The organism is Ethanoligenens sp. (assembly GCF_047718355.1).
Lineage (GTDB): Bacteria > Bacillota > Clostridia > Oscillospirales > Ethanoligenentaceae > Ethanoligenens.
This window is the reverse complement of record NZ_JBDNLG010000058.1, coordinates 1-17,345: the sequence shown is the minus strand read 5'-3', so window position 1 is coordinate 17,345 and position 17,345 is coordinate 1. Positions and strand designations below refer to the sequence as shown.

Here is a 17,345-nt window from a genome sequence, read left to right as displayed (position 1 = left end):
CACCCACCCCCACCCACCCCCCCCCCCCCCCCCCCCCCGCTAACTGTTGCAATAAGGGAAACGAAGAGTTGTTTTATGCGTGTTTCGCACGACCAAGTACCTCAACGGCACCGAATGCGTCCAATGTCTCAAAATCCGGGAACAACAGAATATTAATATCCATTATATTTTCCTTGTTATTCATATCACAAATCCGCCGTTGGGGCTCAGTACCTGCCCGGTAATAAAATCCCCGCCTGGGCCCGCAAAAAAGAGAATGGAGCGTGCCACATCTTCCGGTGTGCCCATCCGCATAAGCGGCGTTTCCTCGCAAAGGGCGACACGGTCCGCAACGGAAAGTACGCGGTTCATATCGGTATCAATCACGCCCGGCGCGACACAGTTCACCTGAATATTAGATGGACCGACTTCCTTTGCCAGTGACCTCACCAGCCCAATCACGCCTGCCTTTGCAGCGGAATACGCCACCTCACAGGAGCCGCCGGTAATCCCCCAAATTGAGGACAAGGCAATGATTTTCCCCTTCTTGCGGTGGATCATTCCCGGCAAAACAGCCTGTGCGCAGTGGAACAATCCCGTCAGATTGACCGCGAGCATCCGTTGCCACTCGTCTTCGGTCACGTCGGTGAACAAACGCTGTCCGGCAATTCCCGCGTTGTTCACCAGCACATCCACTTCTCCCGCCTGTGCGACCATCTCCCGCACAGCGACGGCATCGGCCACATCCGCTTGCAAGACCTCAGCTGCCGCGCCATCCGCACGCAGATACGCGGCCAGCTCCTCCGCTTCCGCACGGTGCAAATGATAATTAATGCACACACGGTAGCCCGCGTGTGCAAAAGCGATTGCCGTCGCGCGGCCTATACCCCGCGAAGCACCGGTGATAAGGACATTCTTCACGCTTTGTTCCTCCTTCATTCCGGCCGCTCAATTTCTGTATAATCCATATAATAAGCGTCCGCCTGCACGATGATCTCCGCTTTTTCCGGTTCCGAGCAAGCATCGTAAATGCCCACGGCTTTCATGCCCCCTGCTTTTGCCCCGCGGATACCATCCAGAATATCCTCGAATACCACGCTGCTGGTCGGAGCAGCGCCCAGCCGCTCGCCCACACGTAAATAGATATCGGGGAATTTTTTACCGCGCAGGTTCGGTTCATCCAGTGTGGCGAACGCATCGAACAAATCATAAACACCGTTGGCTTTCAGACCAGCCTCATACAGCGCCTGTGAGGATGCCGTCGCCAACCCAATTTTCACTCCGGAGGCCTTCAGCCAATGAAGAAAATCTGCCGCACCCGGCTTCAGCGGCAAACCGCTCTCATAGGCCGTACGCACCCGTTCATCCCATTCTTGGATGATGGCTTCTTCGGATTCAGGCAGCTCGAACCGCTGTTTGGTATATGCAGCAGCCTGTGCATAATTGAGTGGCTTGAGCGCAGCGGCATAATCGGGCGGATATGGGATGCCGCGCCTTGCCAGAAACGCCGCGTCAACAGCGTGCCAGACTCCCATTGAATCAAGCAGCGTTCCGTCGAGATCGAAGATGGCGGCTGTGAACGCTTGAAAATCCATATAAACTCCCCTGTCAAAAGCCATGCATACATGCAAAGGCAGATTAATTGAAATACGGTGGGATACCTGTTACAATATTCCACAAGAGCGATGTGCCACTCATATCGCGTGTACGCACAGGCAGCCACGGAGGGATCAACATGCCAAAACTGAAAGCCGTCATCTTTGATCTGGACGATACCCTAATAGAGCGACGCGCTATGCTGGACGCTTTTTCCCACAAGTTTCTACACCATTGTTTTCCTGATGCCGACGGCGCGGAATATGCACACATCCGCGACACATTTATACAGGTAGATGACGGTGGTTATACCACTCGGCCCGAACTTTTCCACCAACTGTATACGGCGCTGGGGAAAACAGACATGCCCCCCGCCACAGAACTGCTCGACTACTGGAACGCGCATTTCGCCGACCACACCGTCCTTGTACCCGGGGTAAAAGACACTCTGTGCGCACTGCAAGCGCGCGGCTATCTGCTCGGCATGATCACCAATGGTAATCCGGTGCTGCAAAACCACAAGATTGACCACACCGGTTTTCGCAATTATTTTGATAACATCATCGTTTCAGGCACGTTTGGCTGCGACAAACCCGACCCCAGCATTTTCCGCGCCGCACTGGCAGCGCTCAGTGTGACCGCCAACGATGCTATATATATAGGAGACAATCCCGTCAATGACATTTATGGCGCCCACCGGGTGGGGATGAAAGCTGTTTGGGCCAATTATTTCGGACGAACCAACCGTACAGAGTATCGCCCCGATTATGAAATCCACGCCCTAACGGAACTCACCGCACTGGATTTCACCTGATTGGGGGAGGTCAGCTACATAGTAACACAGCATGCCGGTTCAATCAAGTAGACACAAAACAGAATGGGGGTTCCTCCCGTTTTTCACCATTCCCATAAAAATTTCATTTGATTCTTGCACGCTGGTACGTTTCCGTGTATAATCGCAGTAATTCCATTTTGTAACAGTGCCGCAGGCAGCGGTGCACATCAAATGCAACCATATGCAATGGCTGCGGAAAAGGACATCGTTTTGTTTGCGCAACTGAAAAGCCTGGGTCTATATGGCATGGATGCCTATGTGGTGGATGTGGAAGCGGATATCTCGCAGGGGCTGCCCGCGTTCGACATCGTCGGGCTGCCGGATGCCGCTGTGCGGGAAGCGCGGGAACGTGTGCGCTCTTCCATGAAAAACAGTGGATTTGCGTTTCCCGTCAGCCGCATCACAGTCAATCTCGCACCCGCCGACATTAAAAAAGAAGGTCCGCTCTACGACCTGCCGGTGCTGCTGGCCTTGCTCCGCGCTACCGGGCAGCTTGCCGGTGATTTTGCTGACTGCGCATTTGCGGGCGAGTTATCCCTTGGCGGCGCGGTCAAACCGGTCAATGGTATTCTCCCCATGGCTATCAAGGCAAAAGGGGCCGGGTTCAAGCGGTTTTTCGTACCGCAGGCCAACGCTGCCGAGGGCGCGGTCGTCTCGGGCATCGAAATCTGCCCGGTCGAGGATCTGCAAAGTCTAATGGCCTGCTTGACCGGCCGCGCGCCTATTGTGCCCGCAGTGCCATCGTCAGATGCAGCATTTGCGGGTCCGGTGCCCGATTTTGAGGATGTCTGCGGTCAGTTTGAAGCTAGACGTGCCTTGGAGATCGCCGCGGCAGGGGGGCACAACTTACTGCTCATGGGGCCGCCCGGCGCAGGCAAATCAATGCTGGCGCGCCGTCTGCCATCCATCCTGCCAGACATGACGTTTGCCGAATCCATTGAAACCACCAAAATCCATTCCATTGCGGGGGTGCTGCCAACAGACGCGCCGCTCGTCCGCACCCGCCCGTTCCGTGCACCGCACCACACCATTTCCGCAGCCGGTCTGGCGGGCGGAGGACGGATTCCCAAACCGGGCGAGCTTTCCCTTTCACATAACGGTGTCCTTTTTCTTGATGAGCTGCCGGAATTCTCCCGCGATGCGTTGGAGGTGCTGCGCCAGCCTCTAGAAGAAAACGCCGTCACCATCTCCCGTGTATCGGGGACGCTCACCTACCCTTGCTCTGTTATGCTGGTCTGTGCAATGAATCCCTGCCCCTGCGGCTATTTTGGACACCCCACCCGTCCATGCACCTGTTCCAGAGGCGCAGTGGCAAAATATCTTTCCCGCATTTCCGGCCCATTGCTCGACCGTCTGGACTTACATGTGGAAGTACCACCGGTTTCGTTTGAGAAACTCCACGGTGAAACTGGCGAACCTTCAGCAAACATCCGGCAGCGTGTCAATCAGGCACGGTCCATCCAGCAAAAACGATATGCGGGCAGCGGAGTTTCCTGCAACGCCCACCTGACGACCCCGATGGTGCGGGAGCACTGCGCGCTGGATGGGCAGTCCGCTTCACTATTGCGTGCCGCCTACGAAAACATGGGGCTATCGGCCCGCGCATACGACCGCATCCTGAAAGTGTCACGAACCATCGCCGATCTAGACGGCAGCGATACCATTGGTACCGCGCACATAGCGGAGGCTGTGCAATACCGCAGCCTTGACCGTAAATACTGGAACCGAGGCGCATAAACGGCGCGGCTTGCGCCGTCTCAAATAATTTAATTGATAGACGGAGGTATGGTTCTCATGGTCAAACATATTGTAATGTGGAAGTTAAAAGAGTTCGCCGCCGGAGCGGACAAAAAAACAAACGCCATTCAGATGAAGAAAAAGCTGGAGGCGCTGCAAGGCGTCGTGCCCGGCGCCTATAAGATGGAAGTAGGCATCAATTACAACCCCGGCGGCTACGATGTCGTTCTATATTCTGAATTCAACGACCATGACGCGCTGGAAGGCTATCAAGTCCATTCTGAACACATCCGCGTGCAGGATTTCATTCGGGAAGTCGTTCTAAACCGCGTCGTAGCGGACTATATGGTCTGATTTTGCAAAACGGAATACTTATTTTCATAAAAACCATCGTTTGATGGTTTTTCCATTATTTTGTCGAATTTTGGCTGTTTTTATGGTATACTACAAAAAGTGAATATGTGGAAAACAGTTTCCCATGCTATTAGACGGCATCCGTCACACTTTTCTCTTTGCACAACAGTAGTTTTGTCAGAATGATTTGTCCGGCGGAAATTTTTGCGGCATTGGCAAATTTCCATAGAAGCCGGGCATTCTTATTTTTTATTGGCTGTCGATTTATGGAAGTGCATCGTTTGATCCATCTGCCTCACCGTAAAAGCTATTGGTTGGAAAACCGGCCAGGCACAGACAAAGAAGGCATCCGACAGTTCCCCATAGAATAACCCTCTCTTCCAGAAGATGCAGGCATTTTGACGTTATAACACGCTTTTGTCGAAAGGAAATTCTCTCATGGAAAAAGGCATTGAACCACAGATTGAAAAAAAAAGCAGTCTATCACACAAAATCAATTTAGCAAGTAGTATTCCAGTAGTCCTGATATCCATCATCATGAGTATCGTCAGCATTATCATTTTTTTATTGAGCATGAGCAATTCCTCCGCTGTTTACAACAGCAATATCAAGGAATTAAATCTCTTGCAGCAATTCTCCGAAAACTATTTGCAGACGCGTGTAAACCTCCTACGGATGCAAACGCGTACAACGACAGCTGAAATCACCTCTGACCAGCAGCAGCTCAATAAATACCGGGCGGGGATGCAAAACAATCTTGTGCAATTGCAGAAACTGGCCTCTCATTCACCGGATGCCCAAAAAGATTATAAACAATTACAGAACGCAGTCAAGCAGTATGATACTGTCACCGACGCCCGTTTGCAGCTGGCGCTAAATAGAAACACAGATGCGTTAAACGCATCTACCCAAACTGCGTGGAATACTTACAATATCCTCGACAATGCCATCTCCTCACTGACGAGCAGCGCGAACCATGCCGCTCATATGCGCCTGACCGGCAACACGGTTTTAATGATCGTCGGCATCATTCTCATTGTTGCCTGCGTACTAAGCGGCATTTTGCTTTCCCGCCGGTTTTCCCGGAAGATATCTACTCTGCTCCACAATCAGCTGGGAAAAATAACCCATGCGGCACGGCAGCTTGCCGTGGGAAAACTGGAGATGGAGTTGGATACTGAAGACACCTCGGAACTCGGTGTACTGGCGCGGGCGTTTGAGGATGTACGGCAAACGTTGACCAATATGAAAGCTGATGTGGACACGCTGATTGATGGGTGTAATCGAGGCGACCTTTCTGTTCAGGTGGATACCTCCCGCCACGATGGCATCTACCGTGATATCACCGAAGGAATTCTGGATATTTTTACAATCGTGAACGTTTCCATTGAATCTGCGACCGACACCCTTTCCAGTCTTGCAAATGGAGAACACATTGATCCCATTCCGACCGATGACCCCGGCGTGTTTGGTGTTATGTCCAACAGCATGGAGACGATTCGACAGGTAATCACCTCACTGCACGCTGACGCCGTAGAGTTGGCAACAGCCGGTATGGAAGGCAATCTGTCCGCACGCGGGGATGCCTCCCGCTACCACGGCATTTATGCGGAAATTCTGGAAGGCATCAATTTGGCTTTCCAAAACATACAGGAACCAATGGATGTCGTGATTGAACGGCTCACCACGCTTGCCGCCGGCGGTCATATTTCCAGGGACAATCCCTACAAAGGATATCCCGCAAAGCTTATCAACAGCCTTAATCTGCTTGGCATGGCGCTGGAGACTCTGCAAAACGAGAGCAACAGGTTGGCGGAGGCTGGCGCCGTAGGCGATCTGGAAACCCGTGGGGACACCAGCCAGCTGCAAGGCCGCTTCGCGGATATTTTAACAGGCTTCAACAATACGCTGGACAACATTCTCACCCCGCTCCATGAGATACGCAGCGTGCTGTCTGGTATGCAAAAGCATGACTTTGCTGCCACTGTGGACGGAACATATCAAGGTGCCATGGCGGATCTGGCTTCCGATATCAATGCGGTACACAGTCATTTTCTCATGATTGAGACGATCTTTGTCAAGCTCTCGAAGGGCGACACCAGCTCGCTGGAAGCAGTCCGCCAGGTTGGCCGTTACTGTGAGGCGGACGAGCTCACGCCGGCAGTTGCAGAAGCTATACAAAGCATCCGCAACCTCATTACCGAAGCAACGGGATTGGCACAGGCCGCCAAAGACGGGGACTTGTCAAAGCGCGCGGATGATACCCAGTTCTTCGGCGGCTATAAAGAGATCATTCTCGGCATGAATAACACGATGGAGGCCTTTTCCACCCCCATTCATGAACTGATTGCAATTTTAGACCAGCTGTCGGCAGGCAATCTGAATCTACGCAGCACGCTGGTATGCACAGGCGCATACCAGCAAATGCAGGACGCCCTCAATCATTCAATCGACTCATTCAACGATCTGCTTCGCAATGTGCAAATCGCCGCTTCCGAGGTGTCAGCAGGCTCCCGCCAGGTTTCGGAAGCAAGCCAAACCCTTTCCCAGAGTTCCACTGAACAGGCGAGCGCCGTAGAGCAAGTCACCGCTTCGGTAGCGGAACTGTCAGCACAAACACGGGAGAATGCCGAAAAATCCTCAAAAGCGAACCTGCTGGCTACCGAAACCAGCCAGCACGCCGATGACGGCAACACCAGTATGCAGGAAATGCTGCAATCCATTGAAGACATCGGCACATCCGCAAAGAACATTTCCAAAATTATTAAAACCATTGATGATATTGCATTTCAGACCAATATCCTCGCATTGAATGCAGCGGTAGAGGCTGCAAGAGCAGGTCAATACGGCAAAGGATTTACGGTGGTGGCAGACGAGGTTCGCAATCTTGCCACTAAGAGCGCCAATGCCGCGCACGAAACGGCGGAGCTGATTGAAACCAGCATCCAGAAAGTGCAGGCCGGTACAGAGATTGCCGGACGCACCGCCGAAAAATTTTCAGTTATTACCACCAATACCGCACAAGTGGCCGAACTGCTGCATGTAATTGGGCAATCCAGCAACCAGCAAGCTGATGCCATCACGCAGGTAGATCTTTCCGTACAGCAGATTTCCATGGCCGTACAGAACAATTCCGCAACCTCAGAGGAAACCGCAGCTTCCAGTGAGGAATTATCGGGGCAGGCCCAAATGCTGCTCGATTCGGTCAGCAGCTTTCATCTGCGCCAATAATCCCTGCGTTTGAACCAGTTCCCCCCTCCCTATCCTTCTCACCAAAACTTCTTCATGATATCAAAAAGCGGCAGCCTCTAACGAGGCCGCCGCTTTATTGATATCTGGAACGGATGGTTTATCCCACTTCGTCGATGTTTGCGCCCGCGAACTGTGCATTATACAAGTCCGCGTAAAACCCGCCTTGTTTCAGCAGTTCCTCATGATTACCCTGCTCTATAACAGAGCCATGGTTCATCACCAGAATCGTTTTGGCATCGCGGATGGTAGAAAGACGGTGCGCAATAACAAAACTCGTGCGTCCTTTCATCAGCACACCCATCGCGTGCTGGATCAGCACCTCCGTGCGGGTATCAACCGAACTGGTCGCCTCATCAAGAATCAGCACAGCAGGATCCGCCAGAATCGCGCGCGCGATGGTGAGCAGCTGCTTCTGACCCTGCGAAATATTGGAAGCTTCCTCGTTCAACACAGTGTCATAGCCGTGCGGCAGCGAGCGAATGAAATGGTCAGCATGGGCGGCCTCCGCCGCACGCACCACGTCTTCGTGCGTTGCCCCCTCACGTCCATAAGCGATATTTTCCTCAATCGTACCGGTAAACAGCCAGGTATCCTGCAAGACCATCCCGAAAAGGGTGCGCAGGTCCCCGCGACGCAGTTCACGGGTATCGACCCCATCAAACGTGATTTTACCGCCTTTGATTTCATAGAACCGCATCAGCAGGTTGACCAGCGTGGTCTTACCCGCACCGGTCGGTCCAACGATAGCGATCGTGTCGCCTTTGCCGACTTTCAGATTCATATTTTCCATCAGCGGTTCTGTGTCTTTGTAGCTGAAACGGACATGGTCAAACGCCACGTTGCCTTGCGGATTCTCCAACACCGGCGGATGTTCGGGTTCGGAGCTTTCTTCTTCCTCGTCCAACACCTCGAATACGCGCTCGGCACAGGCGATGGTGGACTGGATGATGTTCATGATGTTTGCCGTCTGAATAATCGGCATCGTAAACTGGCGTGAATATTGGATAAATGCCACGATATCCCCGATATTCAGCCAGCTTTTTGTCACAAACAGGCCGCCGCACACAGCAATGAGCACATAGCCGATATTGCTGATAAAATTCATCATCGGGAACATGATGCCCGAAAGAAACTGTGCTTTCCATCCGGCAACATACAGTTTCTCATTCGACTTCTCAAAGGTCTGAATCGCTTCGTCTTCATGCCCGAACGCTTTGACAATTTTATGTCCGGTAAACATCTCTTCCGTATGCCCGCTCAGCTGTCCCAAATATTTTTGCTGTTTTGCAAAATGTTTCTGGGACTGCTTGGCGATCAGCGCGGTTGCCAGAATATACAGCGGCAATGTGGCCAGTGTGATGCCGGTAAGCGCGGGGCTGATCGTCAGCATCATGATAATGAAGCCCACCATCTGAAGCACCGATTGAATGAGCTGCGTCAGACTTTGCTGGAGGGTAGTGGAAATCGTGTCGATATCGTTGGTCACGCGGCTGAGGATTTCCCCGTTGCTGTGCGCATCAAAGTACTTCAGCGGCAGCCGGGCCAGTTTCAGGTCCACATCACGCCGCATATTGTAGACGGTCTTCTGTGCAACGGTAGACATCAGGAACTGCATCACAAAAGTAAACGACGCACTTAACGCATAGACGACCAGCATCAGCAACACGATGTGGAATATATCGCCAAACGGAACGGCTCCGCCGGTCTCGCGGATGTCGGCAACCGACGTTTTGACGTCGGACTCTTTGACGGTCACTTTGCGGCCGCTGGTCTGCGGCATTTGCTTGCTGAGGTTAAAAACCTTTTGCACCGTATCCGCTTTTTGATTGGCATCTTTGATGGTTTTGACATTCGGCAGGTCATAAAACGCCTGCATGGCTTGATATTGTGCTTCCGTCAAGTTTGCCTGCTTGAGCACGGCGGCCTGGGCGGCCTGCTCCGCTTGCTGCACTGCCTCGGTCTGAGTCTGGGCCATCTGCTGCTGCATCGCCGCGGGAAGCTGTTGGCCCGCAGGAAGACCCGCGGTAAACTTGGCTTCCACAGCCGCTTTAGTATGCTCCGCAGCCTGCGTCTTGGCCTGCTGCATCGCCGTGAGCAGCTTGCCGATCTGGTCGTGCGATTGGGTCTGGATCTTTGACACCTGATTCACAGCGGATTTGGCGATAAAGCCGTCGGTCAGTTTGTTGATAGCCTGACCGCTGATTTTTGGCGCAACAACCATGAACACTGTGCCGAGGATGGCAAAAAAGACAACGACTGTCAGCCGCACGCGCTGAGGACGCAGATAGCCCATCAGCCGTTTCAGCGTGCCGCCAAAATCTTTGGCTTTTTCGACTGGTTTGCCCAAGGAACCGCCCGGACCGCCGCTGCCCATCGGGCCGCTTGCTTTTTTCTGCTCACTCATGCAAGTTCCTCCTCTGAAAGCTGCGAAGAAACAATCTCACGGTAGACTTCGCAAGATTTCATCAGGTCATCGTGTTTGCCTATTCCGGCCACTTTTCCGTCATCCAAAACAATGATGCGGTCGGCGCCCATTACAGTACCCACGCGCTGGGCAACAATCAGTACGGTTGCCTTGGACGTCTCGCCCTTCAGCGCGGCACGCAATTTGGCGTCGGTCTTGAAATCCAATGCGGAAAAGCTGTCATCAAACACATAGATTTCTGGACATCGCACCAGAGCGCGCGCAATGGAAAGCCGCTGTTTCTGTCCACCGGACAAGTTCAGCCCGCCTTCCGAAAGCATTGTATCATAGCCCTCTTTCATCTCACCGATGAAACTGGATGCCTGGGCGATCTCTGCCGCATGCGCGATTTCATCATCGGCGGCGTCTGCTCGGCCATATTGCAGATTTTCGGTGATCGTACCGGTAAACAGAACCGCTTTTTGCGGTACAAAACCGATTTTTGCGCGCAGCTCCGCTTGAGGCATTTCACGTACATCCACGCCGTCCACCAGCACCTGCCCGCCATCCACGTCATAAAAACGTGGGATGAGGTTGACCAGCGTAGACTTGCCGCTGCCGGTACCGCCGATGATTGCCGTGGTTTCCCCCGGTTTTGCAGAGAAACTGACATTGGAAAGTGCCGGACGTTCCGCACCCTGATAGCTAAAGCTGACATCCTTGAATTCCACATACCCCGCTTCGGCATCCGCACGTGTGGGATGTTTGGGGTCGACAATCTCCGGTTCAGTTTCCAGCACCTCGCTGATGCGCTCGGCCGCAGCCTGCGCACGCGGGATAAAGATAAACATCATGGACAGCATGACAAAGTTAATCAAAATCAAAGCGGCATATTGGATAAAGGCCGCCAAAGCGCCGATATTCATATCACCGGCATCGACACGGACACTGCCAAACCAGATAATGGAGAGCTGCATAGCGTTCATGGCAAGCATCAGCACCGGCATCAAAAACGCCATGATTTTGTTGACTGTGATATAGGTGCGCGTCAGATCCTCGTTCGCTTGGTCAAAACGGTTGTTTTCATGGCCGATCCGATTAAACGCACGAATAACGCGAATGCCGGTCAAGTTTTCACGCAGTACCAGATTGATCTTATCCAGTTTTTTCTGTACCTGCTTAAACAACGGCATTGCCCTGCTCATAATGATAGCAATGACCACGATCAGCACAGGCAATGCAATGGCAAAGATGACCGTCAAGCCTTTATCCTGATGATAGGCAAGGATGATACCGCCAATAGCAGTAAGCGGCGCACGCAGCATCATGTTGATGATGAGAATGGTCACTGTCTGAATCTGCACGATGTCGTTGGTTGTACGCGTGATGAGAGTGGATGAGCCGAACTTATCAAACTCGTGCAGCGAAAATTTCTCTACATGTTTAAAGATTTTGCTGCGAAGGATGCTGCCCAGCCCAATGGACACACGCGAGCCGACCAAACTGGCTACGATGGCGCAGACGATCCCAATCCCGGCCACACCAATCATCAGCCCGCCTGCCCGGAGGATATAACCGACATCATTTGTCATGATACCGGAATTGACGATATCGGACATCAGTGTCGGCAGGTATAGGTCGGACAGTACTTGCGCGAAAATTAGGACGACAATCACACAGATGTGTGGAATGTACCCTTTCAGGTTTTTGTAGATTTTTAACATAGGCACCTCCGTTATGGGTGTTCGTGTGGATGTTCTTGCATTTCCTTTTCAAAATACGCAAAGATATCTTCCATGATGGTTACCATTTGCTCCGCCTTTTGAGTACCAAGGGATTCCATCAACCCGCGCGTACGGTCATACAGCATTTTTTTGCGGTTCGTTAAAAGAATTTTCCCTTTTTCTGTGACATGGACACGTACCATTCGGCGGTCATTGTTATCCTGTTCACGGCTTACCAGTCCAAACGCCACCAAGCTGTTCAAAGGAGCCGTGATAGACGGCGGTTTGACACACATTATGCGGCTCAATTCGCTGACACTCACACCTTGTGGAAATTGCTTTTCCGTTTCCTTAATGATGAACATCAGTTCACGTTCGCTATGCCTAATGTCTATTTGAGGGCCATCCCCTTGTTTATGCCAAGAGCATGGTGCCTCCCGTTTGTTTGCATCCATAAAAACACGGTGGAAGCGGGTAAATGTGCGTAAAAACCGAGATACCACTTCATCGGATACATTTTCCTCTGCCATACTGTCACCTCCAATCGTTAGGGTTCCAAATATTTAGAAAACCTTTTATTTAGTATGCCTAATTATAATTCCTGCACCGCAAAGATACAAGTAGGCAAAACAACAGTTTTTTCATTAGGTTACCTAATGAATTTGCACATTTCTACAAACAGGCGCTCTGTAGGGTCGTGGATACGTTACCGGTGACCAACTGACTGCCCGGCCGGACGTAAAATCCATCTATGGCAAGCGGCCTTATGGGAATTTGGATGCAAGCGGCTTTAACTTCCAAGTTGATGTCAGTACTTTGCCCGCAGGTAACTACCCCATTGCCTTCGCAAGTATTGGTAATGACGGAGACATTCAAATTCTATATGGATCAATCAACGTGCAATAAGCGCACAATTCCCGTCTCAGCCCCAGATAGCAAACAGCTCTGTGACAATCTGCGTCACAGAGCTGTTTTTCGCAAAAATAGCATCTATCAAAATGACAGTTTTTTCTCAACGATCTCTTTTTTATTTTATTTATTATGATCCATCCGTTTCATTTCTTCCTGTAATCAACGCGTTCTGCCCGCCAAACCTGCTTGCACCTGCCTCCGCAGGCGCTGTCTGCACACCGACGATATTTGACAATACCCCTCGCAAAGGGTAAAATGAGAGAGTTGACGGTATGACAATCTGCGCATTATGCGCTTTACCGGAATATATGGAAGAAAAACGCTACGGCTTTTTTTGAGAGGAGCAGATTCTATTGGTACGCAGTGACCTAAGAAACATCGCAATCATCGCACACGTTGACCACGGTAAAACAACGCTCGTGGACGAAATGCTCAAACAGGGCGGCGTGTTCCGTGAAAATCAAACCGTCCAGGATCGTATCATGGACTCCAATGACTTGGAACGTGAACGCGGTATCACCATCTTGGCAAAAAACACGTCCGCCAATTACAAGGGCATCAAAATCAACATCGTGGACACCCCGGGCCATGCCGATTTCGGCGGCGAGGTCGAACGTATTCTGAAGATGGTCAACGGCGTACTGCTGCTGGTGGATGCCGCTGAAGGCCCTATGCCACAGACGCGTTTTGTGCTGCAAAAGGCGCTGAACCTCGGCCATAAGGTCATCGTGGTGGTCAATAAGATTGACAAACCGGACGCCCGCATTCCCGAAGTTGAAGACGAAGTGCTGGAACTGTTCATGGATCTGAATGCCAATGACGAGCAGCTGGAAAGTCCGTTTGTTTACTGTTCCGGCCGGCAGGGCACTTCCAGTCTTGACCGGGATAAACCCGGTACTGACTTGATCCCGCTGTTTGACAAAATCGTGGACTACATGCCCGCGCCGGAAGGCGATGAGAATGGCCCGTTGCAGTTGCTGGTCTCCTCCATCGACTACAACGAATATGTCGGAAGAATTGCCATCGGACGTATCGAACGCGGCACACTCAAACAAGGCCAAGATGTTGTTGTTTCGCATTTTCATGGCGATCATGAACCCTATCGCGGGAAGATCACCAACATTTATCAGTTTGAGGGCCTGAAGCGCGCACCGGTAGAAGAAGCCAAAGTCGGTGACCTCGTCACGTTCTCCGGGATTGAAAACGCGTTCATCGGCGATACAATCTGTGCAGCGGACGCTGTAGAACCGCTGCCGTTTATCAAGATTTCCGACCCGACCATTGAAATGACATTCGCGGTCAACGACAGCCCGTTCGCCGGCAAAGAAGGCAAATTCGTCACTTCCCGCCAACTGCGCGCCCGACTGATGAAAGAACTGTTGAAAGACGTTTCTTTGCATGTGACCGAAAGCGAAAACGCCGACTCGTTCAAAGTGGCAGGCCGCGGTGAGATGCATCTTTCCATCCTCATTGAGACCATGCGCCGCGAGGGCTATGAGTTTCAGGTGAGCACGCCGCATGTGTTGTTCAAAGAAGAAGACGGCAAAAAGCTAGAGCCGATCGAAGAACTGATCATTGACGTACCTGAATCCGCGCTTGGTTCCGTCATGGAAAAAATGGGCGTGCGCAAAGGTGAACTGCAACACATGGAGCCGATGGGCAACCGTATGCGCGTGGAATTTTTGATTCCTTCGCGCGGTCTGTTCGGCTATCGCAGTGAATTTCTCACCGACACCAAGGGCGAAGGAATCCTCAACTCGGTGTTCAATGGCTATGAACCGTATAAGGGTGAAATCCCGGGTCGTAATTACGGTTCTCTCGTTGCATTCGAAAATGGCGATTCCATCACCTACGGACTGTACAACGCGCAGGAACGCGGCACATTGTTCATTGGGCCCGCCGTTCCGGTCTATGCGGGTATGGTGGTAGGATATTCTCCCAAGAGCGAAGATCTTGTGGTAAATGTATGCAAACGGAAACATGTTTCCAATATGCGTTCCTCCGGCAGCGACGAGACCCTGCGTCTGGTACCGCCGCACACCATGAGCTTGGAAGAATCGCTCGAATTCCTTGCACCGGATGAACTTCTTGAGGTCACTCCGAAAAACATTCGTATCCGCAAAGCGATCCTGGATCACAGCCAACGGATGCGCTCCGGCAATAAAAAATCTTCTTAACCGACCGCTGTTTTCATACGCCCGCCCAATCGTTACGAATGATTGGGCGGGCGTATTTTTATTTCTATATGCTTTAATATGGGTAAATAGCTATCAAGATGCCCAGTTGTTTCTACTTTGTAATCGTTTCAACAAACTTCACAAAATGTCCTTGCTTTGTGAAGTTAGATTTATCATATTTTTTCAAGCTACTTTGCCCAATCTCGTTGACATCCATTGTAACAGGTATTACAATAGGTGTGCAGCTAAATGTAGCGGCTGTTACATCGTGCCATAAGTTGGCACTTTGACTTGAAGGGGACGAAAAGCCGTGAATGACCTTGAGTGATGCAGGTGGTACTGCGGATTGGGCTGCATTGGTATATAAACTGCCGTCGCATCCATCAAAATACCGCGTATATGTCTGGCGCAAATTAAAGCAGGCCGGCGCCATATGTTATCAGCAGGGCATGGCGGTTCTGCCCATGAACATGTGGAACAATACCTATCTTGAAAGTCTGCGGGGAGAAATTCGGTTGTTCGGCGGCGAGGCTACAGTGCTTCGTGTCAATTTCACCGACAAGCAGGATGAAGAAAAACTGGTCGAACATTTCAATGACAATGTCCGTTCCGTCTGTCAGGAAATCTCGTGCAGCCTGCGTGACTTTTTGACTGAAGTGGAACAGTCGTCACAAATGGGGTATTTGAAAAAACGTCAGGACATCGGTTTCTTCGAGCGTGCGCGCAATCATTACGAGGCGTTTAAGCGGCACGGCTTTTTTCAAGCGCCTCTCGACCAAAGTCTCGGGAATGCGGTAGAAAGTTTACTGTTCAAGATCGAAAACCATATTCGCGGTTATCATTTCGTAAAATGACCGATATGGTTTTGGGAACAAGAAGCAACAGGTAATGGGGGAGTTCAGCTATGGATATTAAGAAACAAGCCATGTCATTATTGGTAAGCGAAGCAGTCAAGTATCTGGAACATGAGCCGGATAAGCATTTTGATCGCCTGATTGGCATCGCCAAGGTGCTCGTCAAAGGCCGCGATTCATTCTACCAAAACATCATCAAGCAATTTGATGACATGTGGCATGATGAAACCAGCCCCTGGCGCGAATACCTCATCAACTACCTGACGAAACTCAATCCAAATCAACGCAAGAAATTTGCCACAAATTTCTTGGTCAATGCCAGCATTATCGGTTTCACCGAACAGCAGAAGCTCTCTAAAAAAATGGATTGCAATGTGCCGTGGACCATCTTGATGGACCCCACCAGCGCCTGCAATTTAAAATGCACGGGCTGCTGGGCGGCGGAATATGGCAAGCAGAACAACCTGACTTTTGAAGAATTGGACAACGTCATTGAGCAGGGCAAGGCACTTAACGTCTATTTCTACGTCTTCTCCGGCGGCGAGCCGCTGGTGCGCAAAAAGGATATCATCCGCCTGTGCGAAAAACATGGTGATTGCTTCTTCGCCGCATTCACCAACGGCACATTGATCGACGATGAGTTTGCCAGTGACATGGAGCGTGTCGGCAACTTCGTGCCCATCATCAGCATTGAGGGATTCGAAGACGCGACTGATATGCGCCGCGGCAAAGGTGTCTATCAGAGCGTAATCCGCGCCATGGACATCCTCCACGCCCGTAATCTGGCATTTGGCATGTCCTGCTGCTACCACAGCAAAAACACTGACTTTGTCAGCAGTGACGAATTCGTTGATTTCATGATCAGCAAGGGCGTTTTGTTTGGCTGGTATTTCACCTATATGCCTGTTGGTGCCGGCGCACACAAAGAATTGCTTGCCTCTCCGGAGCAGCGCGCGCATATGTACAAACGCGTGAACGAGATCCGCGCCACCAAACCGATTTTTGTGCTGGATTTCTGGAACGACGGCGCCTATGTGGATGGCTGCATCGCTGCAGGCCGCAGATACTTCCACATCAATTCCGCCGGAGACGCGGAGCCTTGCGCGTTCATCCACTACTCCAACTACAATATCCGTGACAAATCTGTTCTCGAAATTTTGAAATCCCCACTGTTCATGGCGTACCACAAAGGTCAGCCGTTTAACAAAAACATGCTGCGCCCGTGCCCGCTTCTGGACAATCCGGAGGCACTGGCCAGCATGGTGAAAGCGACCGGCGCACATTCTACCGAGGCTCTCAGTCCGGAAAATGTGGATGTGTTGACTTCCAAAACACAGGAACAATCGAAATTGTGGGCTGAGACAGCCGATGAGCTGTGGAAGGTAGACCCCAAAAACAAAGAAAATGTGCGTGATCGCGTAAACGCGTAAACAGCACTTTTATCCATACACGCCCCTACAAGGGCTGTGGGCGAAGCCTGGGTAAATGTCTTCGCCCCCAGCCCGTTATTTGTGATGAAAA

At 51.4% G+C, this 17,345-nt stretch carries 12 protein-coding genes; 7 read left to right on the top strand and 5 right to left on the bottom strand.

The genetic code is table 11. The features are described 5' to 3' along the window. Positions 1 to 180: 180 nt before the first annotated feature. Positions 181 to 918: an elongation factor P 5-aminopentanone reductase gene (gene ymfI, locus ABF463_RS09590; RefSeq protein ID WP_415533397.1), complete on the bottom strand. Its 738-nt coding sequence runs from the start codon at positions 916 to 918 to the stop codon at positions 181 to 183. Then, the gene (locus ABF463_RS09585; RefSeq protein ID WP_415533396.1) at positions 915 to 1,574 is read right to left on the bottom strand and encodes an HAD family hydrolase; all 660 of its coding nucleotides are present in this window, start codon (positions 1,572 to 1,574) and stop codon (positions 915 to 917) included. Before ABF463_RS09585 ends, ymfI begins: the two co-directional genes overlap by 4 nt. Positions 1,575 to 1,714: 140 nt before the next feature. Here ABF463_RS09585 and ABF463_RS09580 point away from each other — a divergent pair, with 140 nt between their 5' ends. From ABF463_RS09580 to ABF463_RS09565, 4 genes are all read left to right on the top strand, one after another. Next, a complete protein-coding gene (locus ABF463_RS09580; RefSeq protein WP_415533395.1) occupies positions 1,715 to 2,389 on the top strand; it encodes an HAD family hydrolase in 675 nt (224 codons plus the stop codon). A gap of 192 nt (positions 2,390 to 2,581) precedes the next feature. Then, positions 2,582 to 4,147 (top strand): YifB family Mg chelatase-like AAA ATPase, encoded by a 1,566-nt coding sequence (locus ABF463_RS09575; RefSeq protein ID WP_415533394.1) that lies wholly within the window; start codon positions 2,582 to 2,584, stop codon positions 4,145 to 4,147. A 57-nt stretch (positions 4,148 to 4,204) separates the two neighbouring features. Continuing rightward, entirely contained in the window at positions 4,205 to 4,501 is a 297-nt protein-coding gene (locus tag ABF463_RS09570; protein WP_415533393.1) for a Dabb family protein, read from the top strand. Between the two features lie 438 nt (positions 4,502 to 4,939). After that, positions 4,940 to 7,732 carry a methyl-accepting chemotaxis protein gene (locus ABF463_RS09565; RefSeq protein ID WP_415533392.1) on the top strand — a complete coding sequence of 931 codons (2,793 nt, stop codon included), beginning with the start codon at positions 4,940 to 4,942 and terminating at the stop codon, positions 7,730 to 7,732. A 118-nt stretch (positions 7,733 to 7,850) separates the two neighbouring features. Here the strand turns inward: ABF463_RS09565 and ABF463_RS09560 are convergent, their stop codons facing one another. From ABF463_RS09560 to ABF463_RS09550, 3 genes are read right to left on the bottom strand one after another with little or no spacing between them, the layout of a single operon-like run. Next, positions 7,851 to 10,157 carry an ABC transporter ATP-binding protein gene (locus ABF463_RS09560; RefSeq protein WP_415533391.1) on the bottom strand — a complete coding sequence of 769 codons (2,307 nt, stop codon included), beginning with the start codon at positions 10,155 to 10,157 and terminating at the stop codon, positions 7,851 to 7,853. Then, entirely contained in the window at positions 10,154 to 11,881 is a 1,728-nt protein-coding gene (locus tag ABF463_RS09555; RefSeq protein WP_415533390.1) for an ABC transporter ATP-binding protein, read from the bottom strand. The genes ABF463_RS09560 and ABF463_RS09555 overlap by 4 nt, the downstream gene beginning before the upstream one ends. Positions 11,882 to 11,892: 11 nt before the next feature. Further along, on the bottom strand, positions 11,893 to 12,411 hold the full coding sequence (locus ABF463_RS09550) for a MarR family winged helix-turn-helix transcriptional regulator (protein ID WP_415533389.1): 519 nt from the start codon (positions 12,409 to 12,411) through the stop codon (positions 11,893 to 11,895). 735 nt (positions 12,412 to 13,146) lie between these two features. Here ABF463_RS09550 and typA point away from each other — a divergent pair. The 3 genes from typA to ABF463_RS09535 all read left to right on the top strand — a co-directional run bounded on the left by typA (position 13,147) and on the right by ABF463_RS09535 (position 17,254). Next, positions 13,147 to 14,970 carry a translational GTPase TypA gene (gene typA / locus ABF463_RS09545; protein WP_415533388.1) on the top strand — a complete coding sequence of 608 codons (1,824 nt, stop codon included), beginning with the start codon at positions 13,147 to 13,149 and terminating at the stop codon, positions 14,968 to 14,970. A gap of 314 nt (positions 14,971 to 15,284) precedes the next feature. Continuing rightward, on the top strand, positions 15,285 to 15,824 hold the full coding sequence (locus tag ABF463_RS09540; protein WP_415533387.1) for a Chromate resistance protein ChrB: 540 nt from the start codon (positions 15,285 to 15,287) through the stop codon (positions 15,822 to 15,824). A gap of 50 nt (positions 15,825 to 15,874) precedes the next feature. Next, positions 15,875 to 17,254: a radical SAM protein gene (locus tag ABF463_RS09535; RefSeq protein ID WP_415533386.1), complete on the top strand. Its 1,380-nt coding sequence runs from the start codon at positions 15,875 to 15,877 to the stop codon at positions 17,252 to 17,254. Positions 17,255 to 17,345: the final 91 nt, after the last annotated feature.